The 26,548-nt window shown below is 69.5% G+C and carries 27 protein-coding genes; 11 read left to right on the forward strand and 16 right to left on the reverse strand.

All coding sequences use genetic code 11. The features are described from left to right. Positions 1 to 129 precede the first annotated feature (129 nt). Both GZ64_RS0117050 and GZ64_RS0117055 read left to right on the forward strand, forming a co-directional pair. Entirely contained in the window at positions 130 to 1,194 is a 1,065-nt protein-coding gene (locus GZ64_RS0117050; RefSeq protein WP_029267854.1) for a hypothetical protein, read from the forward strand. After that, a complete protein-coding gene (locus GZ64_RS0117055) occupies positions 1,188 to 1,586 on the forward strand; it encodes a GntR family transcriptional regulator (protein ID WP_051668157.1) in 399 nt (132 codons plus the stop codon). The genes GZ64_RS0117050 and GZ64_RS0117055 overlap by 7 nt, the downstream gene beginning before the upstream one ends. Positions 1,587 to 1,627: 41 nt before the next feature. On the opposite strand, the gene GZ64_RS0117060 is transcribed toward GZ64_RS0117055, so the two are convergent. Further along, on the reverse strand, positions 1,628 to 2,689 hold the full coding sequence (locus GZ64_RS0117060; RefSeq protein ID WP_029267858.1) for an enoyl-CoA hydratase/isomerase family protein: 1,062 nt from the start codon (positions 2,687 to 2,689) through the stop codon (positions 1,628 to 1,630). Between the two features lie 113 nt (positions 2,690 to 2,802). Here GZ64_RS0117060 and GZ64_RS19770 point away from each other — a divergent pair, with 113 nt between their 5' ends. Further along, a complete protein-coding gene (locus tag GZ64_RS19770; protein ID WP_081859787.1) occupies positions 2,803 to 4,812 on the forward strand; it encodes an ATP-binding cassette domain-containing protein in 2,010 nt (669 codons plus the stop codon). A 102-nt stretch (positions 4,813 to 4,914) separates the two neighbouring features. Here the strand turns inward: GZ64_RS19770 and GZ64_RS0117075 are convergent, their stop codons facing one another. The 11 genes from GZ64_RS0117075 to GZ64_RS0117125 form a co-directional block, all read right to left on the reverse strand. Further along, positions 4,915 to 5,364 carry a hypothetical protein gene (locus GZ64_RS0117075; protein WP_021198274.1) on the reverse strand — a complete coding sequence of 150 codons (450 nt, stop codon included), beginning with the start codon at positions 5,362 to 5,364 and terminating at the stop codon, positions 4,915 to 4,917. A gap of 210 nt (positions 5,365 to 5,574) precedes the next feature. Next, positions 5,575 to 6,897 (reverse strand): glutamate-1-semialdehyde 2,1-aminomutase, encoded by a 1,323-nt coding sequence (hemL, locus tag GZ64_RS0117080; protein ID WP_029267860.1) that lies wholly within the window; start codon positions 6,895 to 6,897, stop codon positions 5,575 to 5,577. A gap of 22 nt (positions 6,898 to 6,919) precedes the next feature. Then, positions 6,920 to 7,897, reverse strand: a complete 978-nt coding sequence (hemB, locus tag GZ64_RS0117085) for a porphobilinogen synthase (protein ID WP_029267862.1) — start codon at positions 7,895 to 7,897, stop codon at positions 6,920 to 6,922. Next, the gene (locus GZ64_RS0117090) at positions 7,894 to 8,691 is read right to left on the reverse strand and encodes a uroporphyrinogen-III synthase (RefSeq protein ID WP_021198270.1); all 798 of its coding nucleotides are present in this window, start codon (positions 8,689 to 8,691) and stop codon (positions 7,894 to 7,896) included. The genes hemB and GZ64_RS0117090 overlap by 4 nt, the downstream gene beginning before the upstream one ends. Next, positions 8,688 to 9,683, reverse strand: a complete 996-nt coding sequence (gene hemC, locus GZ64_RS0117095; RefSeq protein WP_021198269.1) for a hydroxymethylbilane synthase — start codon at positions 9,681 to 9,683, stop codon at positions 8,688 to 8,690. The genes GZ64_RS0117090 and hemC overlap by 4 nt, the downstream gene beginning before the upstream one ends. Positions 9,684 to 9,687: 4 nt before the next feature. Next, positions 9,688 to 10,368 carry a hydrogen peroxide-dependent heme synthase gene (hemQ, locus tag GZ64_RS0117100; RefSeq protein ID WP_021198268.1) on the reverse strand — a complete coding sequence of 227 codons (681 nt, stop codon included), beginning with the start codon at positions 10,366 to 10,368 and terminating at the stop codon, positions 9,688 to 9,690. Between the two features lie 79 nt (positions 10,369 to 10,447). Then, positions 10,448 to 10,720 carry a hypothetical protein gene (locus GZ64_RS0117105; protein WP_029267864.1) on the reverse strand — a complete coding sequence of 91 codons (273 nt, stop codon included), beginning with the start codon at positions 10,718 to 10,720 and terminating at the stop codon, positions 10,448 to 10,450. After that, on the reverse strand, positions 10,707 to 11,114 hold the full coding sequence (locus GZ64_RS0117110; protein ID WP_021198266.1) for a phage holin family protein: 408 nt from the start codon (positions 11,112 to 11,114) through the stop codon (positions 10,707 to 10,709). Before GZ64_RS0117110 ends, GZ64_RS0117105 begins: the two co-directional genes overlap by 14 nt. 1 nt (position 11,115) lies before the next feature. Further along, positions 11,116 to 11,574, reverse strand: coding sequence for a hypothetical protein (locus tag GZ64_RS0117115; protein ID WP_021198265.1), 459 nt, complete (start codon positions 11,572 to 11,574; stop codon positions 11,116 to 11,118). Between the two features lie 162 nt (positions 11,575 to 11,736). Then, positions 11,737 to 13,338: a protoporphyrinogen/coproporphyrinogen oxidase gene (locus tag GZ64_RS0117120; protein ID WP_029267865.1), complete on the reverse strand. Its 1,602-nt coding sequence runs from the start codon at positions 13,336 to 13,338 to the stop codon at positions 11,737 to 11,739. Between the two features lie 46 nt (positions 13,339 to 13,384). After that, positions 13,385 to 13,717 (reverse strand): metalloregulator ArsR/SmtB family transcription factor, encoded by a 333-nt coding sequence (locus GZ64_RS0117125; protein ID WP_021198263.1) that lies wholly within the window; start codon positions 13,715 to 13,717, stop codon positions 13,385 to 13,387. Positions 13,718 to 13,784: 67 nt separating this feature from the next. Here GZ64_RS0117125 and GZ64_RS0117130 point away from each other — a divergent pair, with 67 nt between their 5' ends. After that, on the forward strand, positions 13,785 to 14,687 hold the full coding sequence (locus GZ64_RS0117130) for an NAD(P)H-binding protein (protein ID WP_029267867.1): 903 nt from the start codon (positions 13,785 to 13,787) through the stop codon (positions 14,685 to 14,687). 2 nt (positions 14,688 to 14,689) lie between these two features. On the opposite strand, the gene hemE is transcribed toward GZ64_RS0117130, so the two are convergent. Continuing rightward, positions 14,690 to 15,712, reverse strand: a complete 1,023-nt coding sequence (gene hemE / locus GZ64_RS0117135) for a uroporphyrinogen decarboxylase (RefSeq protein WP_029267869.1) — start codon at positions 15,710 to 15,712, stop codon at positions 14,690 to 14,692. A gap of 87 nt (positions 15,713 to 15,799) precedes the next feature. Between hemE and GZ64_RS0117140 the strand changes: the two genes are divergently transcribed. The 4 genes from GZ64_RS0117140 (at position 15,800) to GZ64_RS0117155 (ending at position 18,947) form a co-directional block, all read left to right on the forward strand. Next, complete coding sequence (locus GZ64_RS0117140) at positions 15,800 to 17,095, forward strand: glutamyl-tRNA reductase (protein WP_029267871.1); 1,296 nt, start codon at positions 15,800 to 15,802, stop codon at positions 17,093 to 17,095. A gap of 87 nt (positions 17,096 to 17,182) precedes the next feature. After that, positions 17,183 to 17,938 carry a class I SAM-dependent DNA methyltransferase gene (locus GZ64_RS0117145; protein WP_029267873.1) on the forward strand — a complete coding sequence of 252 codons (756 nt, stop codon included), beginning with the start codon at positions 17,183 to 17,185 and terminating at the stop codon, positions 17,936 to 17,938. Between the two features lie 14 nt (positions 17,939 to 17,952). After that, positions 17,953 to 18,525 (forward strand): HhH-GPD-type base excision DNA repair protein, encoded by a 573-nt coding sequence (locus GZ64_RS0117150; RefSeq protein WP_029267875.1) that lies wholly within the window; start codon positions 17,953 to 17,955, stop codon positions 18,523 to 18,525. Next, positions 18,522 to 18,947 (forward strand): DUF1801 domain-containing protein, encoded by a 426-nt coding sequence (locus GZ64_RS0117155; protein ID WP_029267877.1) that lies wholly within the window; start codon positions 18,522 to 18,524, stop codon positions 18,945 to 18,947. The genes GZ64_RS0117150 and GZ64_RS0117155 overlap by 4 nt, the downstream gene beginning before the upstream one ends. Positions 18,948 to 19,076: 129 nt before the next feature. Here GZ64_RS0117155 and GZ64_RS0117160 read toward each other — a convergent pair whose 3' ends face one another. Continuing rightward, positions 19,077 to 20,225: an epoxide hydrolase family protein gene (locus tag GZ64_RS0117160; protein ID WP_029267879.1), complete on the reverse strand. Its 1,149-nt coding sequence runs from the start codon at positions 20,223 to 20,225 to the stop codon at positions 19,077 to 19,079. A gap of 68 nt (positions 20,226 to 20,293) precedes the next feature. Here GZ64_RS0117160 and GZ64_RS0117165 point away from each other — a divergent pair, with 68 nt between their 5' ends. Further along, positions 20,294 to 21,253 (forward strand): helix-turn-helix transcriptional regulator, encoded by a 960-nt coding sequence (locus GZ64_RS0117165; protein WP_029267881.1) that lies wholly within the window; start codon positions 20,294 to 20,296, stop codon positions 21,251 to 21,253. Positions 21,254 to 21,302: 49 nt separating this feature from the next. Here the strand turns inward: GZ64_RS0117165 and GZ64_RS0117170 are convergent, their stop codons facing one another. Beyond that, positions 21,303 to 22,688: a glycine--tRNA ligase gene (locus GZ64_RS0117170; protein WP_029258549.1), complete on the reverse strand. Its 1,386-nt coding sequence runs from the start codon at positions 22,686 to 22,688 to the stop codon at positions 21,303 to 21,305. A gap of 115 nt (positions 22,689 to 22,803) precedes the next feature. Between GZ64_RS0117170 and GZ64_RS0117175 the strand changes: the two genes are divergently transcribed. Then, positions 22,804 to 24,273 carry a peptide MFS transporter gene (locus GZ64_RS0117175; protein WP_029267883.1) on the forward strand — a complete coding sequence of 490 codons (1,470 nt, stop codon included), beginning with the start codon at positions 22,804 to 22,806 and terminating at the stop codon, positions 24,271 to 24,273. A 40-nt stretch (positions 24,274 to 24,313) separates the two neighbouring features. On the opposite strand, the gene GZ64_RS0117180 is transcribed toward GZ64_RS0117175, so the two are convergent. Next, positions 24,314 to 25,003 carry a GNAT family N-acetyltransferase gene (locus tag GZ64_RS0117180; RefSeq protein ID WP_029258551.1) on the reverse strand — a complete coding sequence of 230 codons (690 nt, stop codon included), beginning with the start codon at positions 25,001 to 25,003 and terminating at the stop codon, positions 24,314 to 24,316. A gap of 100 nt (positions 25,004 to 25,103) precedes the next feature. Here GZ64_RS0117180 and GZ64_RS0117185 point away from each other — a divergent pair, with 100 nt between their 5' ends. Further along, complete coding sequence (locus GZ64_RS0117185) at positions 25,104 to 26,543, forward strand: MFS transporter (protein WP_081859788.1); 1,440 nt, start codon at positions 25,104 to 25,106, stop codon at positions 26,541 to 26,543. The last annotated feature ends 5 nt before the right edge of the window (positions 26,544 to 26,548 follow it).

A 26,548-nucleotide genomic window follows, 5' to 3' on the forward strand; every position in this document is an offset into this window, starting at 1 on the left:
GCTTCCCCTCCCGATCAGCGGTTTCTGCACACGGGCGAACAACGGCGAAGCGTTCCTTTCTTCACCTTTTGTGTTTACTCACTGATACAACTTGTGATAGACATATGGCACAAAGAGGACGGACTCCCCATGCACGCGACCATCGCATCCCCGATCCGATCCGGGCAGCTCCTGCTGGACCCCGGGCAGGTGCTCGGCGCTGTCTTCTCGATGCCCTGGGTGTCTCTGATCCTCGCGGCGATCATCGCGGTCGGCATCACCGTCACACCCCGATGGCGCGCACGGACCGAGAGCCGGGCGCGCCTCGCCCCGGCGGCATCCGGCGTGGTCTTCGCCCGTTACTCGCCGGAGCACCGCACCCTCGGAGTCGCCGCGATCGCGGTGATCGTGATCTTCGTCGCCGAGAACCTGATCACCGGGTACGCCCTCGACCTCAACGGCGTCGTCTCGTGGTGGCGCTACGCGACACCGGTGCTCACGGCCGGCATCGGTGTGGCCGTCCTGCTGGCCCTGATCGCGACGAGAGGCAGCACGCCGCCGGAGCGCCCCGTCCTCTCCGCCCGCCGCACCTGGCTGAGCTTCAGTCCGCGCATCGGTTCGGTGGGCGCCGCCGCAGCGCTGCTCGCTCTCACGGTCACGACACTGCTCGCCGGACTCGCCTCCTCGAACATCGACGGCGGCCCGTACGTTTTCCTCGAGATCGACGTGCCCAACGAGACGATCGACCCGATTCGTCCCTGGTTCTATGGCTGGGCATACGGCGTTCCGGTCCTGATCTGCACCATCGCGCTCGTCGGCGTGGTGATCGCCGCGCTGCACTCCAATGCGGCCCGCCCGTTCCTGCGGCCGGAGACGATCGTCGCCGAGCAGCGCGAACGACGCGACATCGCGGCGGGGATCACCCGGATCACCACATCGGCTGCGCTTCTCGCTCTGGCGGGCGCATGGCGGTTCATCGCCGACTCCGGTTCGATCAACGGACTCACCATCCAGGGCGACGGGCGCAGCGACTCCTACGAGACCTTCTGGCGATACGGCGAAGTCGCGGCCGTCGGCGGCTGGATGGCGCCGGCGCTCGAGATCGCCGCGTTCGTGCTGCTGCTCCTCACGACCACGCAGCTGTGCCCGCCGAGGTATGACCTGGAATCTGTTGCCGGCGTCGAGAAATCGGCCGAACGGGAGACCGCATGGTGAGCCCGACGCCCCGACTGTCACCGGCCGACGAGACGAATCCGGCACTCGACATCTACCGGCAGCTCCGCGGCCTCATCGTGTCGGGCCAGCTCGGCGCGGGCGAGCGACTGCCGACGGTCCGACAGACGGCCAGCGACCTGGGTGTCGCCCCCGGAACCGCCGCGCGCGCGTACAAGATGCTCGAAGGCGAGGGGCTGGTGGTCTCGCGCACGGCCGCGGGCACGCGGGTCGCCGAGACGGCGGGAATCCTCCCCGCATCGGTGCTCCGGCGCATCCGCGAGCTGGTCGACGAAGCCGACGCGACCGACGCGGATCCCGACGACGTCATCGACGTGCTCCGTGCGATCTGGAAGACGCGCTCGAGCCCCGACGTCGACCTCGAGTCCGACTAGGCGCGACGCTCAGAGAAAGCCCGACGCGGACGAACCCCTTCTCAGAACAGGGCGGGCTGCGGGACGTACGCGCGTGCAGGGGCGCCGGCGTCCGGGGCGAGCTCGGCCAGCGTGGGCGGGTCCCACTTCGGATCCCGGTCCTTGTCGACGATCTGCGCGCGGATGCCCTCGACGAGGTCGGGGTGCTCGTTCACGAACCACAGCACGCGGCGGTACTCGCCCTCGAGTGCGGCACGAAGCCCCGAAAGTTCACGCGCCTCGCGCACCGCATCGAGCGTGACAGCGAGGCCGGTCGGCGCGAGGCCCTCGAGAAGGTCCGCGATCGCGGCGGCCTCCGTCGTGCCCTGGGCCTGCAGGCGATCGATGATCTCGATCACGGTCGGAGCGGAGAAGGCGTCATCGATCCACTCCCGCCACGCCGGAAGCCGCGAGGGCTCCGGCGTCTCGTCGAACAGCAGGACGATCTCGCTGGGCCCCGTCGGATCGGCGCGGAAGGCGAGAGCCTCGCTCAAGGCGTCGAGGCGGTCCGACGGCACGAAGTGATCGGCGAAGCCGAGGTACACGGCATCCGCGCCGCTCATCGTCGCTCCGGTGAGGCCGAAGTACTCGCCGAAGCGCCCGGGGGCACGGCCGAGAAGCCAGGTGCCGCCGACGTCGGGCGTGAATCCGATGCGCGTCTCCGGCATCGCGAGCTTCGAGCGCTCCGTGACGATGCGGATCGCCGCGTGCCCGGCCAGGCCGATGCCTCCCCCCATCGTGATGCCGTCGGCGAAGGACACGACCGGCTTGGGGTATTCGGCGATCATCGCGTTCAGCGCGTACTCGGCACGGAAGAACTCCGCGGTCTGATCAGCCTGCCCCGCCACGATCTGCCCGTGCAGAGCCCGCACGTCGCCGCCGGCGCACATGCCGCGATCCCCCGCTCCGTCGAGCAGCACGATCTGCACGTCGGTGTCGTCGCGCCAGGCGTTCAGCGCTGTGGTGAGGCTCTTGATCATGCCGACGTCGAGGGCGTTGATGGCCTCGGGGCGGTTGAGCGTGAGCCGCCCGAGCGCCCCTTCGGTGCGGACGAGGACGCGGGATGCAGCGTGAGAATCGGTCACGCTGGCCAGGCTACCCCTTTCGGCAAGGGCGTCATTCCGCGCGAAATGCGGGATCCGACAGGGTTTTCCGGCAGGATAGGGAGGAACTGTTCAAATGCGACGAGAGGTCACGGATGCCTGAAGGACAGGTGCTCGAGTTCACGCACGTGACGAAGCGCTTCAATGAGGTGACCGCCGTCTCGGACTTCTCCGCGCGCGTCGAGCCCGGAGCCGTCACCGCCTTCCTCGGCCCGAACGGAGCCGGCAAGACCACCACGTTGCGCATCCTGCTCGGCCAGGTGCGCGCCACATCCGGCACGGCGACGATCGGCGGCACGACGTATGCCGAGCTCCGCCAGCCGCTGCGCACGATCGGCGCGGTACTCGAAGAGACCGTCTACCGTCCCCGTCGCACCGCCGAGCGCCAGCTGACCATCGCCGCCAAGGCGAACGGCATCCCGCTGGCACGCGTCGGCGAAGTGCTCTCCCTGGTCGGCCTCGAGGGCGAGGGCGACTCGCGCATCGGCGGCTTCTCGCTCGGCATGCGTCAGCGGCTCAGCGTCGCGAACGCGCTCCTCGGCGACCCCGGGGCCCTCGTCTTCGACGAGCCGGCCAACGGACTCGACCCCGAGGGGATCCGCTGGATGCGACTCCTGATGCGTCGCCTCGCCGACGAGGGACGCACGGTCCTCGTGTCGTCGCACGTCCTCAGCGAGGTCGAACAGGTCGCCGACAACGTGCTCGTGCTCTCGAAGGGCACGCTCGTGCTGGCCAGCGGAATCGAGACGCTCGCCGACCCCAAGGGCGGCTCCGTGATCGTGGACGCCGCGGATCGCGCCGGGCTGACGTCCGCGCTCGCTGCGGCCGGGTTCGACATCGAAGTGCTGCGCTCGGGTCTGACCGTGCGCGGCGGAGACGCCGAGACCGTGGGAGCCGTCGCGGCCGACGCAGGCATCGCCCTGAGCACCCTGGTGCAGCGCGGGCCGACTCTCGAAGACGTCTTCATCGACCTGATGAGGGGTGGCCGGTTCGCGCCGAGCGCTCCCGCAACGGCGACCCCGCTCGTCGCGCCGAACACCCCGGAGATTGCGCCCGAGGAGTCGACTCCCGCAGAGGCCGCTCCCGAAGAAGCATCTCCGGCACCCGCCGACTCCGTGGTCGCCATCCCGGTGGCCGCAGCAGCCGCCTGGGCGGCCGAGGCTGCGTCTGCTCCCGCAGGCGAGGCCGTGGCCTCGAATCTGGCAGCCTCGGTCGGCGCTGACGCATCCGACGTGTCCGACGCATCCGAGGCCTCCGTGGCAGAGAGCGCGGAGAGCGCTGCGGACGAGTCCTCCGCCGACGTGGATTCCACCGATACGATCGCGACCGGAGAGTCGACGTCCGAGGAGGAGACTCCCGCCGAAGACGCTCCGGACGAAGAGGCTTCTGTCGACGAAACACCGGGCGAAGAAGCATCGATCGGCGAGTCCGGCGACGTCGCCTCGGGTCCGTTCGAGGTGGGCGACGCTCCGACCCTCGGCGAACAGTCCACCGACGAACAGGCTCCGGCTCGATCCTTCGATGAGATCCTGTTCGGCGCCGCCGTGCCGGCGGACACCGCAGACACGACGCCGTCCGACCTGACCTCCGGTGACGAGGACCACAGCGGGGTCGAGATCTTCGCGGATCTCGACGACGCATCGGTCGCCACGGAATCGGACGCGCTGTCCTCCCACAGCGATGGCCCCTCATCCGCCGACACCGAGGACACCAGCTCTTCCGACGATGACGAGGAGGACCCGCGCTCTGCAGCGGTGAGTTCCATGCTCGCGGCCGCCGCCCGCGCGTACTACGAGGACGAGCCCAAGGACTACCCCCTGGGCGCAGAGGACGAGCCCGCCCAGGGCGAGGCGTCGGACAGCGAGGCTGCGGACGGCGATACGCCGGAGGCCCCCGCGGAGAACGCACACTGGAGCGTCGCCTCCACGGGCGTCATCGACACCGTGCCCCTGGCCGAGGGTTCCGCGGAAGGCGACGAGACGACTCCCGATGACTCTGACGAGAACACCGGTGAGAACCACGACGGCGAGAACCACGACGGCGAGAACCACGACGGAGAGAACCACGACGGCGAGAACCACGACGGGGAGCACCAGCACGGCTGAGCGCCTCGCCGACGAGAACGCCCTCCGGACCTGCGGGTCTGGAGGGCGTTCTGCGTTGAAGGGAGGCCGTGCATCGCGAGGCACCGCCTCCCGACGTCGGCGTCAGGCGGGCCGGGGGCGGATGACGGGGCGTCGTCGGCCCTTCGAGACCGGGACCGGTGCCGTGGCCACGATCTCCTCGACGTTCGCCGGTTCGGTCGACACATCGAGCCGGAGTGCCTGAGTGAGCGCGAGCCCGTGGCTGGTGGTGAGGATCAGTCGGCGGTACTGCGGGTCGCCTTCGAGATCGATCACGACGCTCGGGCGACGCCGGCGGATCAGCACGAAGTCGAGGCTGCCCGCGGCCTTCCAGCTGCCTGCGGCGAGAACACCGGGAATGTGCGTCCCCGGGTTCGGGACTCCGCGGAGCCAGGTCCAGGCGTCTTCCGTCAGCTGCACCTTGGTGATGGTGTCGCGCGCGATACGGAGGTTGTCACGGTGGAAGGTGGCGGCACGTTCGATCGGCGAGAGCACGACCTCCAGTTGCGTCTGGTCCAGCAGCAACGTCACCATGTCCCCCAGTCTGCCAGCGCGGCCCTGCCAGTTGTCTGGAAGTTGCTCACAGGAACGCAACGATCCCTTGTCGATCAGCACCAGTCATCACGCATTCCTCCCGAGATTCGAATATATGTACTATACTCGATTCATCGCGGCATCCGGGCGCCGAGAAGCACCGCTGGCGTCGGCGTCGAAGAGTGAAACCCGTGTGCGCGTGTGCCCGCGTTACGGCCGCGCCGCAGCCGCAGCGGTCGCAGCGACGGGAAGTGCGGCCTCGATCTGCTGCAGTTCCTCCTCGCCGTGTGCGGCGGTGAGGAACCAGGCTTCAAACACGCTCGGCGGAAGAGCGACGCCCTGCTCGCGCAGCGAGTGGAAGAACGGCGCGTAGCGGAACGACTCCTGCGCCTGCGCTTCGGCATAGTTGCGCGGCGCCGAGGCCCGGAAAGAAGCGTTGAACAGGTTGCCGGCGGTGGCCACCGCGTGCGTGACACCGGCCGACGTGAGCGCGGCGTCGAGCGCGGTGGACACCCGAGCGGATGCGGCGTCGACGGTCGCATAGACCTCGGGGGTCGCGAGCCGCAGCGTCGCGAGACCCGCAGCGACCGAGAGCGGGTTTCCGGACAGTGTGCCCGCCTGGTAGACCGGCCCGAGCGGGGCCAGCAGGTCCATGACCTCGGCACGTCCACCGAGCGCGGCCAGCGGCATGCCCCCGCCGACGACCTTGCCGAACGTGAAGATGTCGGGCAGGTAGTCCTCGCCGGCGGCGGCCTGCAGCCCCCAGAATCCGGCCGGGTGCACCCGGAATCCGGTGAGCACCTCGTCGAGGATCATCAGTGCGCCATGAGCATGCGCGGTCTCGGCGATCAGACGGTTGAATCCGGGCAGCGGAGCGACCACGCCCATGTTCGCAGCCGAGGCCTCGACGATGACGGCGGCGATGCGCTGACCGTGCTCGGCGAACACGGCGGCCAGAGCCTCCGGGTCGTTGTAGCCGATCACGAGGGTCTGGGCGGCGATCGGCGCGGGCACCCCGGCGGAGCCCGGCAGCGCGAGCGTCGCGACGCCGGAACCGGCTTCCGCGAGAAGGCCGTCGGAGTGGCCGTGGTAGTGACCGGCGAACTTCACGAGCAGGTCGCGACCGGTGGCACCGCGCGCGAGGCGGATGGCCGTCATGGTCGCCTCGGTGCCCGTGGAGACCAGGCGCACGCGCCCGATGGGTCGAGTCTCGCCGAACCGCACACGGTCGGCGATCAGCGCGGCGAGTTCGACCTCGCCCTCGGTCGGAGCGCCGAACGAGAGCCCGCGGGACGCCGCCTCCTGCACCGCGGCGACGATCTCCGGGTGCGCATGCCCGAGAAGCGCAGGACCCCACGAGGCGACGAGATCGACGTACTCGCGACCGGCGGCATCGGTGACCCTCGCGCCCTTCGCCGAGGCGAGGAACCGCGGCGTGCCGCCGACCGATCCGTAGGCGCGCACCGGCGAGTTGACCCCACCGGGAATCACCGCGCGGGCAGCGGAGAACAGGTCGTCGTTGCGGTCGGTCATGAAGGAGAGCTCCTCGCAGAAGTCAGTCGCGCAGCCAGCCGGCCGCTTCGGTGGCCCAGTAGGTGAGCACCGCATCCGCACCGGCGCGGCGGATGGAGAGAAGGGACTCGAGGATGGCCGCGCGACGGTCGATCCACCCGTTCGCACCGGCAGCCTCGATCATGGCGTACTCGCCGGAGACCTGATATGCCCACACTGGAATACTCACGGTGTCGCGCACCTCGCGCAGCACGTCGAGGAAGGCCATCGCCGGCTTCACCATGACGATGTCGGCTCCCTCGGCCTCATCGACGACGGCCTCGCGCACACCCTCGCGCCGGTTGCCCGGGTCGAGCTGGTACGTGCGACGATCGCCGGTGAGCTGAGAGTCGACAGCCTCGCGGAAGGGGCCGTAGAAGGCGCTGGCGTACTTCGCGGCATACGCGAGCAGGAGGGTGTCGGTGAACCCCTCGCCGTCGAGCGCCCGGCGGATCACCGCGACCTGGCCGTCCATCATCCCGGAAAGCCCCAGCAGCTGAGAACCTGCGCGCGCCTGTGCGAGCGCCATCGAGGTGTACCGCTCGAGAGTCGCGTCGTTGTCGACCGAGCCATCGGCGGCCAGAACGCCGCAGTGGCCGTGATCGGTGAACTCGTCCAGGCACAGGTCGGTCTGCACGACGAGCGCGTCGCCGACCTCGGCGGCCAGTGCCTCGGTCGCGACGTTCAGGATGCCGTGCGGATCGTCGGCTCCCGACCCGACGGCGTCACGGACGGCGGGCACGCCGAACAGCATCACTCCGCCGACACCGGCCTCCGCCGCCTGGACCGCCGCCGCGCGCAGTGAATCCAGGGAGTGCTGAGCGACGCCGGGCATCGAGCCGATCTGCACGGGCTCGGAGATGCCTTCGCGCACGAAGAGCGGAAGCACGAGCTGTCGAGGCTGCAGCGAGGTCTCACGCACGAGATCTCGCACTGCCCGCGACTGCCGCAGACGCCTCAGTCGAACGTCGGGAAAGCTCACGGCGCGAACTCGTCGGCCGCGTGCGGAAGAGTGAAGTGCGAGACCGCATCGATGAGCGCGTCAACGGTCTGGCGGTCGGCGACGACCGACACGGGCAGGCCCGCACGCTGCGCGTCCTTCGCGGTCCGCGGTCCGATCGCGGCGAGCAGTGTCTCGTCGGGGATCTCCGGGAACTGCTCGCGCACCTGCTCGGCGACCGACCCACTGGTGATCAGGATCGCGTTGATCCGTCCGTTCTCGACGTCGCGGCGGATGCGCTCCGTCACCGGCACTCCCACCGTGCGATAGGCGACGACGCCGTGCACGTCGTGACCAGCCTCGGAGAGCAACCGGCTCAGCACCGGCTTCGCGATCTCGCTGCGCAGGGCGAGGATACGGCGCGGCTCCTTCTCGAGGGCGATGAGCTGCTGCGCCATCCCCTCGGCGGAGTTGTCCTGCTCGGGAACCAGCGTCACCTCGTAGCCGACCGCCTGCAGAGCCGCGGCGGTCGTCTCACCGACGGCGGCGATCTTGGTCGCACGCGGCACGACGGCCCGGTGCGCGAAGAGCACGTCGACGGTGGTGGCGCTGGTGACGGTCAGCCAGTCGAACTCCCCCGCGGCCAGTTGCGCGAGCGCGGAGTCGAGCGTCGCCTGATCGGTCGTCGGCGCGAAGTTGATGAGCGGCGCGACGACGGGCACGGCGCCCAGCGCGCGCAGACTCGCGGCGACGCTGTCGCCCCACGGTCCGCCACGGGGCACGAGGATGCGCCAGCCGTCCAGCGGTCGGTCCTGCTTGATTTCGGAAGTGGTCATGAGGATTGCTCTCGGGATACGAGGCCGGCCGCCCCTTGATCGAGCAGCCGACGGGCAACAGTGAACCCGAGCTCGCGCGCTGCGTGCATCGGGTCTGCACCATCGGCAGCATCCGCTCCATTGCCACTGCCGTTCCGACGAATATACTCCCCGTTCAGGTCTTCGGTGACGTCGAGGCCGATCCGGCGCCCTCCGTCAGCGGCGTAGACGACCGTCCTGACCCGGATCGAGGAGCCGTCCACCACGGCGTGCGCGGCCATCGGCGCCTGGCATCCGGCATCCAGTCCCTGCAGGATCGCGCGCTCGACGGTGATGGCCAGACGGGTGTCGGCATCGTCGAGACCGGCGAGAGCCGCGAGCAGCTCTTCCGGTGCATCGGCACGGGTCTCGACGGCGAGCGATCCCTGCCCGGGCGCGGTCGGCCATTCGGCGAGACCGAGCTCTTCCCGTCGCAGCGGAGACTTCGCTCCGAGTCTCGAGAGGCCCGCCGCCGCGAGGATCACCGCATCCAGCTCCCCGGAGGCGACCCGGGCGAGACGGGAGTCGACGTTGCCGCGGATGTCGACCACCTCGGCGCCCGGCGCCCGACGACGCACCTGCGCGATACGACGCGGCGAACCGGTGCCGACCGTGCTGCCGGAGCGCAGTTCGTGCAGTGCGGTGCCGTCGCGGGTGAGGACCACATCGCGCGGATCCTCACGCTTCGGCGTCGCGGCGATCACGAGGCCATCGGGGATCGCCGTCGGCAGATCCTTCAGCGAGTGCACGAGGAAATCGCACTCCCCCGCGAACAGCGCCTCGCGAAGGCGCGTGGCGAAGATGCCCTGGCCGCCGATCTCGGAGAGGGATGCACGATTCGTGTCGCCCTCGCTGGTGATCGGGACGAGTTCGACCCGACGCCCCGAGAGCTTCTCGAGGGCCGTGGCGACATGGCCCGACTGCGCCTGCGCGAGCGCACTGCGACGGGTACCCAGACGGATGGGGGTGCTCATGGGCTTACTGGAGGACGTCCGCGATCTCGTCGAACCGGAGCCTGCGCCCCGTGTAGAAGGGCACCTCCTCCTTCACATACATGCGGGCATCGGTGTAGCGGAGGTCGCGCATCATGTCGACGAGGTCGGTGAGCTCATCGGCCTCGAGCGGAAGCAGCCACTCGTAGTCGCCGAGCGCGAACGACGCGACGGTGTTCGCGAGCACACCCTTGAAGGCGGCACCCTTGCGGCCGTGGTCGGCGAGCATCTTGCGACGCTCCTCCTCCGGCGCGAGGTACCACTCGGGCGTGCGCACGAACGGGTACAGGCACAGCCATTCCTTGGGGTCGACCCCGCGGAGGAAGCCCGGAACGTGCGAGCGGTTGAACTCGGCGTCGCGGTGCACGCCCATCACGTTCCACACCGGGAGCAGCGCACGCAGGAGTTCGGTGCGACGAAGGCGGCGGAGCGCCTTCTGCAGCTCCTCGGCGGTGTCGCCGTGCAGCCACACCATGAGGTCGGCATCGGCCTTGAGGCCGGAGACGTCGTAGAAGCCGCGGACGGTGACGCCGGAGTCCTCGATGTAGGAGACGATCGTCTCGAGCTCGGTCGAGTCGGTCTCCGTCACGGGGACGTCGGGGTTTCGTCGCCAGACAGCCCAGAGGGTGAAGCCGGACGGGTTCTCATCGCGCTCTTCGGACATCATGCTCCCCAGTCTGCCTCGTTTGCGCAGGAGCCGCTAATCACCCGCGAGGGCTGCTCACGGCATCCTGGAATGCTGCACCTCAGCGCGAGAGGAAGCGCGCGATCGCCCAGACCGCGCCCCCCACCGCCGCGGCGATGCCGACCGCGGCGGCGATCGCCCCGATCGGGTTGCGGTCCGCGAACACGCGGGCCTTCGCCGCCGCACGCGTCGATGCCTTCTCGACCCGGCGTGGGATGTTCCCCTTGAACTCGATCGCCGCGAGGGCGGCCTTCAGCTCGGCGCGGGCCGAGGCGACGGGGTCGACGATCCCGCCGGGAACGGCGGTGCGCGGCAGCGACTCAGAATTCGTCATCGCCGGCCTCCTTCACGAGTCGGATGTCCTCGGCGACGGCCTGCGCCGGGTTCTGGCGCGCGAGCACCTTGCGGAACTTGAGGATCCCGAGCAGCGCGAACAGCAGCACGGCGAGGATCAGGATGCCGAACACCGCGATCGCGGAGAGCCACACGGGCCACCAGGAGGACAGCCCGGCGATCGCGAACACGAGGATCACCGGCACGGCCCAGAACAGGAAGAACAGCGCGACGAGGAACCACACGGAACCGATGCCGGCGTCCTTCGAGGTGCGCGAGATCCACGCCTTCGCGGCGTCGATCTCGGCCTTGACCAGATTCGTGACGAGTTCCGGCAGGTCTCCGAGGAGAGTCAGCAGGCTGTCGTCGGCGCGATCGCGGTATCCGCGGGGCATGTCAGGCGCCGGACTTCTTGGGGGCGGACTTCGCAGCCGGCTTCTTGGCCGCGGGCTTCTTCGCGGCGGGCTTGGCTGCGGTCTTGGTCGACGTCTTGCTCGACGAGGCATTCGACGACGCGGTGGCCTTCGCGGCTTCGACCGCCTCTTCCGTCGCCTCGGCGAGGTCTTCGGCCGCCTCGCGTCCGGTGGCGATGGCGGAGTCGAGCCGCTGACCGGGCGTGCCGTTGCCGCTGACCGACTTCGCGACCTTCACGACCCCGGTCCAGAGAGCGCCGGGGACGGCTGCGGCCTTGTCGCCGACGAAGCCCTTGACCTTGGTGACCTGCTCCTGCACGGGATCGAGGTTCCACACCTTGAGCCACTGCGTCTTGATCTGCTCGTAGCGCTCACGTCCGGCACGGGTGCCGAGGACGTAGCCCACGCCGAGCCCGACGACGAGTCCGATCTTCCCCTTCATGGGGTCTCCTCACCTTGTTCCGGTAGTCCGGCCAGATTCGCCCGGTTGGGACCGGCCGCAGGCTTTCGCACCCCGCGGCCAGGTACCCAGCGTAACCCCGTATGCCGATTTCGGCATCTATGGGTCAGAGGGTTGACACGGAGGGCACTCCCACTCCGACGATCAGTCCCACAACAGGGCGCGTCGCAGACGGTCGGCCTCGTCCCGCGCGTCCGGGACCACCTGAGCGAGCCCCGTTCCCGCCAGCCAGGCCCCCACCGCGGCCACACCGGGCACCGCCTGGACAGCTGCGCGCGCCGCTGTGCGCCTTTCTCCGGACCCGATGATCGACGCCGGCTGCGACTGCACGAAGCGTCCCCGATGCGAGGCGACGACGGCCGCAGGGCCGATGGCGACGCCGAGCAGGGCGGCGGCTTCTCGCCGCGCGAGGTCTGCGGCCGCGTCGTCGCTCAGGCCCGCGGTGGCCGCCGGCTCGCCCTGCGCACCGAACGACACCCGGACGATCTGCCGAGCACCTGCGGCCTCGCGCACCCAGCCCCACTTCGCCGTCGAGTGGGTGAGCGCCTTGGCGGTGTGGCTGCCCGGGACGGTGAGCACGCCGGTACCGCGGGGCGGGGTGGCGAGTTCCGGCGCGTCGAGGAGGAGGGTGACGATCTCGATCTCGGGAGAGGCTGCGGCCTCTGTCTTCAGAAGGTCGGGCACCACCGAGGCGAGGAGTTCCCGCGCTGCGGATTCGGGGGTCGCGATGATGACGGCGTCGGCGGCGAGCTCCTCGATCACGGGCGGCGCGGAATCCTCGACGGCCGCCTGCAGCTCGACCACGAGCGGGTCTGCGTCGTCGACGCTCGAGGGAACCTCACGGGTAGGCGCGACCTCGACGTCGACAGTCCAGGCCGCCCCCACGTTGCGCACACGGCGCACGCGCACGCCCGTGCGCACGTCGGCGTCGAGCCGCACCAGGTCGGCGGCGAGCGCGTCGACGAGGGTGCTCATACCCCCGGAGAGTCCCTCCACGGCGGCTCCCGGTGTCGTAGAGGGGGTCTTCGCTGCTGGCGACTTCGCCCCCGACGCGGCGTGAGAGGCTTTCGCCGCAGCCTCGTCACGGAGCGTCTGCACAGCCCCCGAGAGGGAGCCGATCCGGGTCAGGGCGGCATTGAGTCCGGGCGCCGCGACATCGATGTCGACGTCGTCGGGAGAGGCGGAGTAGACACCGGTCGTCACGGGAGCGACGAGGCGATCCCGCACCTTCGCCCCCATGCGCGAGGCGACGAGCTTGCCGAGGCTGAGCTGGTGGCCGATCGTGAGTGGCGGCCGCACGCGATCCAGATAGGCGCGCCAGACGCCGGACCACCCGATGATGCGGCGGACGTCGGGCTGGAAAGGGTTGGCGGGGATGCCGAGGATGCCGCCGGCCGGGAGAGGTGCCGCGCCCACTCCGGGAATGCCGGCGAGCCATGCGCCGCCGGCCTGCGGGACCACGATGCGGTCGGCCAGTCCCAGCTCCTCGACGAGCGCGCGCACGAGGCCACCCCTGGTCGCGTAGCTCTCGGCGCCGGCATCGACGATCACGCCATCCAGATCGACTCGACGGATCGCGCCACCCAGATCGTCGGCAGCCTCGAGCACGGTGACGCGCATCCCGACCTTGGCGCACTCCCGCGCAGCGACGAGGCCCCCGATGCCGCCTCCGACCACGACGACATGCTTGTCCGCCGCACGGGCGGCGAGGTCGGACGGCTCGGCAGCGGAGGGCTCAGGGCTCATGCGTCAATTCTCGCACCGGGCCGGTCGGGCCCCGGCGACGGACGGTTCACGCCTCGACGGGCTCCGACGCACCGCGCCCGCGCTTGCGCACCTCGCGCAGCACGATCTGCTCAGGGCACACCGTGGAGAGGAAGTCGCCGACCGAGAGAGCCAGGCGCTCGCCGACGAGGGAGTAGAGGATGCGATTGGCGTCGCGGCGCTCGCTGATGAGTCCGGCCTGGCGGAGCACGCTCAGATGACGGGAGATGGTCGGGCCGCTCGCGGAGAAGCGCGACGCGATCTCGCCGGCCGCGAGCTCACCGTCTTTCAGGTCCTGCAGGATCTGGCGCCGCGTAGGGTGCGCCAGCGCTGCGAAGATGTCGGTCGCGCTGTCTGCCATGGTTGCAATATAGCACCTTTGCTAGATAGTGTTTAGCCGCGTAGCTAATGAGCAAAGGAGAGGCATCATGCGAGTTGCCATCACGGGCGGTACCGGTTTCGTCGGCAGGAACCTCGCCGAACGTCTCGACGATGCGGTCGTCGTCTCCCGTCGAAACGGCGTCGACATCACCGACGTCGACGCGCTGGCCTCCGCGTTCGAGGGGTGCGACGCCGTCGCGCACTGCGCCGGGATCAACCGCGAGATCGGAGAGCAGACCTTCCGTCGCGTGCACGTCGACGGCACGAGAGCCGTCGTGGAGGCCGCTCGCCGCGCGGGGGTGCAGCGCATCGTCCTCGTCAGCTTCCTCCGGGCACGCCCCGACTGCGGGTCCGGCTATCACGAGTCGAAGTGGGAGGCGGAAGAGATCGTGCGCGCCTCCGGCATCCCGCACACGATCCTCAAGTCCGGCATGATCTACGGCCCCGGCGACCACATGATCGACCACGTGACCAAGGCGGTGCGGACCCTGCCGTTCTTCTGGACCGTCGGATATCGCGAGCGCACGGCACGGCCGGTACCGGTCGAGGATGCGGTCGATGTGCTCGTCGCCGCTCTCGAGGGCCGCATCGAGGAACCGACGATCGCCGTCATGGGAGCCGACGAAATCACGCTCGGCGAGGCCATCCGCCGCATCGCCCGCGTCGCCGGACGCCGACCCGCCTTCGTCCCCGTGCCGACATGGATGGTGCGCGCGCTGGCGCAGGTGACGGAGTGGACCATGGTCGTGCCGCTCGTCGCGAAGGCCCAGGCGCGGATGCTCGCCGAAGGCGTGAGCGAACCCGCGCCGTTCGCTCCGGAAGCCCCCCTCGGGATCCGGCCGTCACGCCCGTTCGACGATGCGGGCATCCGCGAAGCACTTCCGCAGGGACGCTTCACCCTCGACGACCTGCGGATCACGCGCCGCCTGCAGCCGGCACGGAGGGCCTGAGGTCAGATCGTGTGCGCCAGCTCGACGATGCGGGTGAGCTGGTCGGGATCGGTCTCCGGAGGAACGCCGTGGCCGAGGTTGAGGATGTGGGCTCGCGCCGCACGGCCGCGCTCGACGACGTCGCGCACGTGGGCCTCGAGCACCGGCCACGGGGCTGCGAGGAGCGCCGGATCGATGTTGCCCTGCACCGTGACATCCGGCCCGAGGATCGCGGCCGCTTCGTCGAGCGGCTGGCGCCAGTCGACTCCCACCCCGTCGGCCGCACCGTCGAGGCGCATGTCGGCGAGGAACGGGCCGGTGCCGACGCCGAAGTGGATCGTCGGCAGACCGATGCCCGCAAGCGCCGCGTGCGAATGCGGGGCGACGAAGGCGCGGTAGTCGGCGGTGCTGAGGGATCCTGCCCAGCTGTCGAAGAGCTGGACGACCGAGGCTCCGGCGTCGCGCTGCGTCTCGAGGAAGCGGCGTGAGACCTTCGCGAGCCAGCCAGCCAGACGGTTCCACGAGTCCGGGTCGGAGTGCATCATGGCCCTGGCCCGCAGGTGCTCCTTGGAGGGACCGCCCTCGACGAGATAGGCCGCGAGCGTGAAGGGCGCGCCCGCGAACCCGATCAGCGGGGTGTCGCCCAGTTCCGCCGTGACGAGACGGACCGCTTCGGCGATGGCCGTGCCGTCCAGGTCGTCCGGGTCGATCGCGGTGATGCGCTCGACGTCGGCTGCCGTACGCACCGGGTTCGCGAACACCGGGCCGCGACCGGGCTCGATCTCGACATCGACGCCGGCGAGGCGCAGCGGGATCACGATGTCGCTGAAGAACACGGCCGCATCGACCCCGTGGCGACGCACCGGCTGCAGAGTGATCTCGGCGGCGAGGTCAGGGGTGAGGCAGGCATCCAGCATCCTGGTTCCGACGCGCAGCTCGCGGTACTCGGGCAACGACCGGCCGGCCTGTCGCATGAACCACACCGGAGGGTGGGCAGGACGGTCGCCGGCGAGGGCGCGCAGGAGCGGGGCGTCGGAGAGGGCCATGCGTCCATCCTCCCATCCGCGCCTTATGGAGCCGCCGAGTTCGACGGGTCGGGCCCTCGCCCGCAGACGCTCCGGTACAATCGATCTGTGCTGCTGTGTGTGACGGCGAGTCACAAGACCGCCTCCTTCGAATTGCTCGAACGCCTGAGCCGCACCCCCGACGACGTCGCTCCCACCATCGTGGGCATGACGCCGTGCGTGCAGGGTGCGGTCGTCCTGGCGACGTGCAACCGGTTCGAGGCGTACGTGGAAATGGACGAACCGGTCACCGCCGCCGGCGCCATCGGCGTCGAGGCCGTGATCGAGGCGGTCGAGTCCGCGACCGGCATCTCCGCCGCCGACCTCGACGGCGCCTACACCGTGCACTCGGGTCGACGCGTTGCCGAGCACCTCTTCTCCGTCGCCTCCGGCCTCGAATCCGTCGTCTCCGGCGAGGGCGAGATCGCCGGCCAGGTGCGCCGCGCCCTCAAGTCCGCCCGCAAGGACGGCACCACCTCGCCCGAGCTCGAGCGCCTCTTCCAGCGCGCCAGCCAGGCACAACGCAAGGTCAAGAACGTCACCGCCCTCGGTCGTGCCGGCCGCTCGCTCGTGCGCCTCGCGCTCGAACTCGCCGACAGCCGCATCGCCGACTGGTCCGCCGAGCGCGTGCTTCTGGTCGGCACCGGCGCCTACGCCGCGGTCACTCTCGCCACGCTCCGCGAGCGCGGCGCCGTGAACATCTCGGTGTACTCGCCCTCCGGCCGCGCCGAGGTCTTCGCCGCGAAGCACGGCATCCGTCCGATCACCGCCGACGAGTACGCCCGTACCGCCGCACACTCGAGCCTGCTCATCACCTGCACCACGGCCACGGAGCCCGTGCTCGGCCCCGAGCATCTGCAGCTGCCGACCGGCCTCGGCGCCGCGGGCTGCCCCGTCGGCGCGCACAGCCAGCTCGTGGTCGACCTCGGCATGCCGCGCAACGTCGACCCGGCCGTCGCTGCCCTCGAAGGGGTCGCACTGCTCGACCTCGAGACCATCCGCCTGCACGCACCTCTCGAAGAGCTGCAGGCGACGGATGCCGCTCGCAGCGTCGTCCGCGAAGCCGCCGAGACGTTCCATGTCGTGGGCGCGCGTCAGAGCGTGACCCCGTCGGTCGTGGCCTTCCGCTCGCACATCTTCGAGCTGCTCGAACGCGAGATCGATCGTGCCCGGGCGCGCGGCGACGAGGACGGAAAGGTCGAACAGGCCCTGCGTCACCTCTCCGGCGTGCTGCTGCACACTCCGACCGTGCGCGCTCACGAGCTCGCCGCGGCGGGTCGTGCCGACGAGTTCACCGCGGCACTGGCCGCGCTCTACGGCATCGCACCCGAGGCTGAGTCGTCGGAGGACGCCGCCACCGCCTGACGCGCTCGCGCTGCAGGTGCCACGCTTCGCCGCGGGGGCGACACTGGAGACCCGCGCCATGAGAGTGTGGGGCACGAGGAGGCGCGAATGACACAGGATCTGTACTCGGACGCGAGGCTGTACGATCTGCTGTTTCCGGCGACCAAGGCAGCCGTGGATTTCTACCGCGCCGAGGCCGACGGCAGGGGCGGGCATGTGCTCGAACTCGGATGCGGAACAGGTCACAAGCTGATCCCTATCGCGGCCGATGGACACCCGAGCGTCGGCCTCGACCTGTCGCAGGACATGCTGACTGCGGCGCGGCAGAAGGCTGACGAGCGCGGCGTGTCTGTCGAGTGGCAGCAAGGCGACATGCGCGACTTCGATCTGGACGACGAGTTCGACCTCATCTTCATCGCGGGCAACGCACTGCTGCACCTGCACGAGGCTGACGATATCGTGCAATGCTTCCGCGCAGTCAGGCGGCACCTCGCGCCCGGCGGACGGTTCGCGTTCGACATTTTCAATCCCGATGTGCGGCTCCTGGTCGACGCCGACGGGGTCCGGCGCCCGCGCACATCATTCACCGATCCAGGCCGCGGCGATGTCCACGTCGACGTCGCCGACACCTACGATGCTGCCGCGCAGGTGACACGCGGAACCTGGCACTTCTCGACGGACTCCGAACCCGACTTCCAGACGGTGTCAATCGAGGTGCGAAGCATCTTCCCCCAGGAACTGCCGGTGCTCCTTGCGCACGCTGGACTCCGTCTGGTCGAGCGCCTGGGCGATTGGGAGGGCAGCCCCTTCGGGGCGGACTCCTCAACCCAGCTCTGCATCTGCGAATCCGCCGATTGGTCGTAAGAGAGGATGGACTCATGGCCCTTCACATCACCGGCGACACCGCCGCCGACGAGCTGCTGACCGACAATCCGCTCGCCCTCCTCGTGGGGATGCTGCTCGACCAGCAGGTTCCGATGGAGACCGCGTTCGCCGGTCCGCTCAAGATCGAGCAGCGCACCGGAGCAGCCGACGCCGCGACGATCGCCGGCATGGCACCGGACGAGTTCCTCGAGGCGTTCAAGCAGACTCCGGCCGTGCACCGTTTCCCCGGGTCCATGGCGACACGCGTGCAGACACTGTGCCAGACCCTCGTCGACGACTGGGACGGCGACGCCGCCGCCCTGTGGACCGAAGGGGACCCGTCGGGGCCCGAGGTGCTGAAGCGACTGAAAGCCCTTCCCGGCTTCGGCGAGCAGAAGGCCAAGATCTTCCTCGCCCTCCTCGGCAAGCAGTACGGCTTCACGGGCGAGGGGTGGCGTGAGGCCTCCGCTCCCTATGGTGAGGACGGGTCGTACCGCAGCGTCGCCGACATCGTCTCGCCGGACTCGCTCGCGAAGGTGCGCGAGCACAAGAAGGCCATGAAGGCCGCGGCGAAGGCCCCGAAGTGAAACCCACGGGGGACGATGTCGCGGGGCTCATCGCCCGCTCCTCCCCCGCGGTCCGCCGCCGGGACGCCGAGACCCTGACCGCGCTCATGCAGGAGATCACCGGACGCGAACCGCAGACCTGGGGCACGATCATCGGGTTCGGATCCTGCCACTACCGCTACCCCACCGGCACGGAGGGCGACAGCGGACTGCTCGGCTTCGCACCGCGCAAGGCCGCCACCACGATCTACCTGTTCGACGGCGTGGCCGAGCACGCCGAGGCCCTGGCGGAGCTCGGCCCGCATACCACCGGCGTCGGCTGCCTGTACATCAAGGACCTCGAGCAGATCGACCTCGACGTGCTGCGCGGCATCCTGGAGCGCTCACTCGCCTGGGTCGAGGCCGGCGGCACCTCCGAGGTGCAGCTCACCGTCACGGGCTGAGTCGCGTCGCGAGCATGCTCGCAGGGTTCGAGGTTCGAGACCCATGCTGCGCGACGAGACCCATCCGCAGCAGCGTCTGCGCGGATGGGTCTCGGCGAGGAGCGTGGGTCTGGCCCGACGTGACAGGAGTCAGCCCTGAGCGGCGAAGAAGGTGCGGATGTCGCCGGCGAGCAGGTCGGGGCGCTCCAGAGCGGCGAAGTGCCCGCCCTCGTCGAAGCGGCTCCAGTGCACGATGTTCGAGTTGTCGCGTTCGGCGAACACCCGGATCGTCTGGAAGTCGTCGGCGAAGACCGCGACTCCGGTGCGCGCGGCGTTGATGCGCGGCTCGGCGCCTTCGGCCGCGGCGTCGGCCCTGGCGTTCTCCAGGTAGCTGCGGCTCATGCCGGATGCCGCGTTCGCGAACCAGTTCACGCTGACCTCGAGCAGGATCTTCTCCAGCGGTACGAGGGAGGTGCCGTTGCCGAACGAGTTGAACAGCTCGCTGTACGCGAGCAGCCCGACCGGGGAGTCGCTGATCCCCACCGACACGGTCTGCGGGCGCGAGGAGTTCATCGCGTTGTACCCGCCGACCGACTGGAACCACTGCATGTGCTCGAGGCCGGCGTAGTCCGCGGGCTCGAGCTTCTCGAACTCCGCCGGGTCACCCGAGGGGAACGAGAACAGCTGCAGCACGTGCAGTCCGAGGAAACCCTCCGGGTTCAGCAGTCCCAGCTCGCGCGCCACCATGGCGCCGTTGTCCGAGCCGTGGATGCCGTAGCTGTCGTAGCCGAGCCCGCGCATCAGCCGGTCGTAAGCCTGGGCGACCCGGGCGGTCGTCCACCCCGCAGAGGCGAGCGGCTGCGAGAAGCCGTACCCCGGCGCATCCGGGATGACGACGTCGAACGCGTCTTCCGCGCGGCCGCCGTGCGCCACCGGATCGACGAGACGGTCGATCACGTCGAGGTAGTCGACCGCCGAACCGGGGTAGGTGTGCGCGAGCAGCAGCGGCGTCGCGCTGTCGTGAGCCGACCGCACGTGGATGAAGTGGATCATCTGGCCGTCGATCTCGGTGGCGAAGTGCGGAACGGCGTTGATCTGCTCCTGAGCAGCAGCCCAGTCGAAGTCGCGCCAGGCGGCGATGGCCTCGCGCAGGTAGGAGTTGGGGGTGCCGGCATCCCAGTCATCCGTCGGCGACGGCTGCGGAAGACGGGTGCGGGCGAGGCGATCCTGGAGATCGGCGACCTCGGCGGCGGGGACCGAGACGGTGAAGGGGCGGAACGTGAGCGTCGTGTTTTCCATATCTCGAAGGTACGAGGGCATTAGGTTGGATCCGTTCCTAATGGATGAAGAACTTTCGAGGAGCTGTCATGGCTGATCCCACCGCGCGGCTGCTGGCCCTGCTGGCCCTGCTGCAGACCGGACCCGAGCGCTCCGGAACCGAGCTCGCCGCCCGGCTCGGTGTCTCCTCCCGCACCGTGCGGCACGACATCGAGCGGCTGCGCGACCTCGGATACCCGGTCGACGCCGCGCGCGGATCCATCGGAGGGTACCGTCTCGGCGCGGGCGGCAAGCTTCCCCCGCTGCTCCTCGACGACGAGGAGGCCGTGGCGGTCACGGTCGGACTCCGCGCTGCAGCGGGCATCGCCGGGGTGGCGGAGTCGGGGGCCAGGGCTCTCGCCAAGCTCGAACAGGTGCTGCCCTCGCACCTGCGCCCCACGGTGGATGCGCTCCGCTCGAGCGTCGACCGCGCCCCGGAGAACAACGACACCGACGCGCCGGACCCGGAGGTCGACGCCGCGTCGCTGCAGGCCATCGCGAGCGCGATCCGCAACGAGGAATGGCTGCGCTTCGACTACGAGGGCGCGCCCGTGCTGGTCGAGCCGTATCGGCTGCTCACCTGGGTGCGGCGCTGGTATCTGGTCGCCCGCAACCCCGCGACCGACGAGTGGGGGACGTACCGTGTCGACTGGATGGAGCTGCGGATGCCGACCCATCGCCGCTTCGATCCCCAGCCGCTGCCCGGCGGCGACTACACGGCGTTCGCGATGCGGACCATCGCCGTGAGCGGGTGGATCGTGCACGCCCGGCTGCGCATCGATGCGCCGGCCGCGGCGGTGCTCGATCGGATCCACGCCGCAGTCGGGGTGGTCGAGCCGGTCGACGACGAGCACTGCATCCTCGTCACCGGCGCCGACAGCCTCGACACCGTCGCCGCCTACATCGGCATGCTGATGATGGACTTCACGGTCGAGAGCCCGCCCGAGCTGATCCCCCGCCTGCAGCTGCTCTCCGAGCGCTACGCACGCGCGGTGGCCGGGAACACATGAAAGACCCCGCCGGCCTGCATGAGGCCGACGGGGTCCGGATGCCGGGTGCTCAGGCGCCGCGCAGGCGCTCGGCCAGGTACGCGTGCAGCTCGTCGATCGAGACGCGTTCCTGCGCCATGGTGTCGCGGTCGCGCACGGTGACGGCACGGTCGTCGAGGGAGTCGAAGTCGACCGTGACGCAGAACGGGGTGCCGATCTCGTCCTGACGACGGTAGCGGCGACCGATCGCACCGGCGTCGTCGAAGTCGACAGCCCACGAGCTGCGGAGCGTGTCGGCGACCTCGCGCGCGAGCGGCGACAGGTTCTCGTTGCGGCTGAGCGGCAGCACGGCGGCCTTGACCGGAGCCAGGCGCGGGTCGAGCTTGAGCACCGTGCGCACATCGGTGCCGCCCTTGGCGTTGGGCACCTGCTCCTCGCGGTAGGCGTCGACGAGGAACGCCATCATCGCGCGCGTGAGGCCGAAGGACGGCTCGATCACGTAGGGGGTGTAACGCTCGCCCGTTGCCTGGTCGAAGTACGTCAGGCTCTGGCCGGACGCCTCGCTGTGGCTGGAGAGGTCGTAGTCGGTGCGGTTCGCGACGCCCATGAGCTCGCCCCACTCCTTGCCCGCGAAGCCGAACTTGTACTCGACGTCGATCGTGCCGGCGGAGTAGTGCGCGCGATCGTCCTCCGGCACGTCGAACTGACGCATGTTCTCGGGGTCGATGCCGAGATCGATGAACCAGTTCCAGCAGGCCTCGACCCAGTGCTCGAACCACTCCTGCGCTTCGGCCGGCGGCGTGAAGAACTCGATCTCCATCTGCTCGAACTCGCGAGTGCGGAAGATGAAGTTTCCGGGCGTGATCTCGTTGCGGAACGCCTTGCCGACCTGGCCGATGCCGAACGGCGGCTTCTTGCGGCTCGCGGTGAGCACGTTCGAGAAGTTCACGAAGATGCCCTGCGCAGTCTCGGGGCGCAGGTAGTAGAGACCCGACTCGTCGTCGACGACGCCGAGGTAGGTCTTGACCAGACCGGAGAACGCCTTGGGCTCGGTGTACTGCCCCTTGGTGCCGCAGTTCGGGCAGGGGATGTCGGCGAGACCGTTCTCGGCCTTCCGGCCCTTGCGCGCCTCGAAGTCCTCGATGAGATTGTCGGCACGGAAGCGCTTGTGGCACTGCAGGCACTCGACCAGCGGGTCGGTGAAGGTCGCGACGTGACCCGACGCCTCCCACACGCGCTTGGGCAGGATGATGCTGGAGTCGAGGCCGACCATGTCGCCACGACCGCGCACGAACGTCTGCCACCACTGCCGGCGGATGTTCTCCTTGAGCTCCGTACCGAGGGGGCCATAGTCCCAGGCCGACCGGGAACCGCCGTAGATCTCACCCGCTTGGAACACGAACCCGCGGTGGCGGGCGAGGGCGATGACCTTGTCGAGGCGGGACTGTTCGGCCATGGTGGCTCCAATGGTCGGATGCGGGAGGAAACCCGTGAACACGGGCACCTCATTCTATCCGTGGTTCCCGCGCGCTCCCTGGCCCCGGCGGCTGCGCCGGAGTAGCGTCCTGGGGATGAGCACTGCAGCGCGAACACCGCGGACCCGCGACGACGACACCCGGTTCTTCGGGCAACCGTGGGCCCTGGTGCACATCTTCGGCGTGGAGATGTGGGAGCGCTTCAGCTTCTACGGCATGCAGGGCATCCTGCTCATCTACCTGTACTTCTCGCTGACCGAAGGCGGCCTCGGCATCCCCAAGGCGATCGCGGGCGGCATCGTGGGCGCGTACGGAGGATCGGTCTACCTCTCGACGATCCTGGGCGCGTGGCTCGCGGATCGCCTGTTCGGCGCGGAGCGGGTGCTGTTCGTCAGCGCGATGGTGATCGTGGCGGGACACCTCGCCCTCGCCCTGCTCCCCGGAGCGGTGGGTGTCGGCGTCGGCCTGGTGCTCGTCGCACTCGGCTCCGGTGGACTCAAGGCCAATGCGACGTCGGTCGTGGGCAGTCTCTACAGCGCCGACGATCCGCGACGGGATGCCGGGTTCTCGCTGTTCTACCTCGGCATCAACCTCGGCGCCTTCCTGGGTCCGATCCTCACCGGCATCCTGCAGTCCTCGCTCGGCTTCCACTACGGCTTCGGGCTCGCGGCCATCGGGATGACACTGGGACTCATCCAGTACGCGTTCGGCCGCACGTCGCTGCCCGCCTCGGCGCGGGAGGTGCCGAACCCGCTCCCGAAGTCCCGCTACCTCCTGGTCGGGCTCATCGCCGGTGGCGCGGTCGTACTCGTCGCCGTCCTGGTGCTGACCGGCGTGATCCGGCCCGACAACCTCGCCACCCTCGTGATCGGCGTCACGATCGTCGCCGCCGTCGCCTACTTCTCGGTGATCCTCGGCAGCCGTCGCATCGACGCCACCGAACGCTCCCGAGTATGGGCGTTCCTGCCGCTGTTCATCACGAGCGTCGCATTCTGGTCGCTGTACCAGCAGCAGTTCACCGTGCTGACGATCTACTCCGACCAGCGCCTGGACCGGAATCTCTTCGGATGGGAGATGCCCGTGTCGTGGGTGCAGTCCATCAATCCGGTGTTCATCATCATCCTGTCCGGCGTCTTCGCGGCGATCTGGACCAAGCTCGGGAAGCGACAGCCCTCGACCCCGGTCAAGTTCGCGCTGGCCGCGATCATCATGGGATCGGCGTTCCTGCTCTTCCTGCCGTTCGCCGGCGGAGGAGCGAACTCCACGCCGCTGCTCGCGATCGTCGGGATCCTCTTCGTGTTCACCGTGGCCGAGCTGCTCATCTCGCCGGTCGGCCTGTCGGCGGCGACCAAGCTCGCGCCGACCGTGTTCCGCACGCAGATGGTCGCGCTGTTCTTCCTGTCGATCGCGCTGGGCACGGCGATCTCCGGCTGGCTCGTGCAGTTCTACGACCCGGAGAACGAGGTGCCCTTCTTCTCGATCCTCGGCGGCATCGCCATCGTGGTCGGCATCGGACTGCTGCTCAGCGTGAAGCCCGTGCTGAAGCTCATGCGCGGGGTGCGCTGAGCGCTCCGCGTCCGCAGATCACGCGGTGAAGCGGATCCTCTCAGGCGGTGAAGAGGTAGCCGCGCGCGGTGTCGTACCCGGCGATCCGGAGGCCGCTGCCGAGCAGACCCTCCATCTGGGCACGCAGGCGCAGGCGCCACTCGTGAGCGGCCGCAGGATCGGAGACGCGCAGCGCCTCGATGTCGGCCGGGATCTCGAGGGTCTCCACGACCGTGTCGTCGGCCGGAGGCTTGGCGATGTCGGCGAGCGCCCACTCGACATCGAGGCGGTCGCTCTCATCGCCCGCGTCGCCGCCGCCGAAGATGCCGTAGCGGTTGACCGAGTAGCCGGTCGCGCGGGCGCCGAGCACGGTGAAGAAGAAGTGCGCGTTGCGTGCCACGAGCGGATCGAACACCCACGTGATGCGGCCGACGTCGCGGGAGAACGCCCACTGGCGCTGGTGCTCCTTGAGCTCGCGACCCCAACCGCGACCGCGGTATTCGGGGAGCAGGGCGGTGATGTGCGAGTGCATCGCACGGCGCGCGGGCTCGCCGAAGAAGGCGATGGAGGCGCCCACCATGCGCTCGTCGTCGCCCTCACCGTCGAAGAAGCCGACGACGTAGTTGCCCGACTGCTGCAGGGCACGCAGGGTTCCGGCATCCACCACGCGCTGCGGACCCCGGATGGAGTCGAGCAGGCCCTGCGCGTCGAGGATGAGTTCAACGGTGTCGAGATCACGGATGGTTCGCACGCACCCAGTCTGCCCCTCCTCGGCCCGTTCGAGGAATCGGAGGCGCGGATCGCATCCGCTGATCGACCCCGCACCGCTCGATCGCCGATAGCCTGAGCCGGTGGGTGCGAGTGACGACAGGGCCAGGAAGCGGCTCTCCCGCACCCCTCCCAAGTGGGCGATCGTCGCCGTGCTCGCCTTCGCGGGTCTCTGCTCGTCGTTCATGTTCACGCTGGTCGTGCCGCTGCAGGCCGAGCTGCCGCAACTGCTGAACGCCTCGCGCGAGGACACGACCTGGGTCGTCACGATCACCCTGCTCGTCGCCGCGGTCGCCACCCCCATCTCGGGCCGCCTCGGAGACATGTACGGCAAGCGCCGGGTCGTGATCGCACTCCTCGCGATCCTGATCCTCGGTTCCGTGATCGCCGCGGTCTCCGGTTCGATCGTCGGCGTGATCATCGGTCGCGCACTCCAGGGTGCGGTGACGGGCGTCGTGCCGCTCGGCATCGCGATCATGCGCGACGTGCTGCCACCCGAGCGCCTCGGCACCGCTGTGGCCCTCATGAGCGCGACGATGGGCGTCGGTGGGGCGATCGGCATGCCCGTGGCCGCCCTCCTCGCCCAGAACGCCGACTGGCACATGCTCTTCTGGCTCGCGGCCGCCCTCGGTGCCGTCGGCCTCGCGCTGGTGATCGCGGTGATCCCCGAGGACGTGCTGCGCTCCCCCGGCCGACTCGACGTGATCGGCGCCATCGGCCTCGCGATCGGCCTCACCGGCATCCTTCTCTTCGTCTCGCGGGGCGCGCAGTGGGGCTGGACCTCACCGCTGACGCTCACGTGCATCATCGGCGGACTCGCGGTGCTCCTGGTGTGGGGCTGGTACCAGCTGCGCACCACGGACCCTCTGCTCGATCTCCGCGTCGCCGCGCGGCCGGCGGTGCTGTTCACCAACATCGCCGCGATCGGCATGGGTTTCGCGCTCTTCGCCTCGAACGTGACGTTCCCGCAGATGCTCGAAGCGCCGGCCACCGGTGGCGGCTTCGGCCTCGACATGGTCGCCGCATCACTCGTGATCATGCCGGCAGGCCTGGTGATGATGGTGATCTCGCCGCTCTCGGGCTGGCTCGAGCGCACGGTCGGTCCGCGCCCGCTGTTCACGGTCGGCGCCACCGCGATCGTGCTCGCCTACGTGTTCGTGCTGCTGTGGTCGAGCGAGGTGTGGCACGTCCTCATCGCGAACCTGCTGATCGGCGTCGGGATCGGCTTCACGTTCGCCGCGATGCCGATGATCATCATGCGTTCCGTCCCCGCCAACGAGACCGGAGCGTCGAACGGGCTGAACGCGCTGTTCCGGTCGATCGGAACGTCGGGAGCCTCAGCCGTGATGGGTGGCGTCCTGGCCGCGATGAGCATGGACATCGACGGCGTCGCCGTTCCCACCAGGGCCGCGTTCGAGGTGTGCTTCTGGCTCGCGATCGCCGCGGGGGCGATCGCCGTGGTGCTGTCGCTCTTCATCCCGAGGCAGCGCGCAGCGGAGCAGCATCCGTCACTGCCCGACTGAGCCCG

Source organism: Microbacterium sp. Cr-K32, from assembly GCF_000708345.1.
Lineage (GTDB): Bacteria > Actinomycetota > Actinomycetes > Actinomycetales > Microbacteriaceae > Microbacterium > Microbacterium maritypicum_A.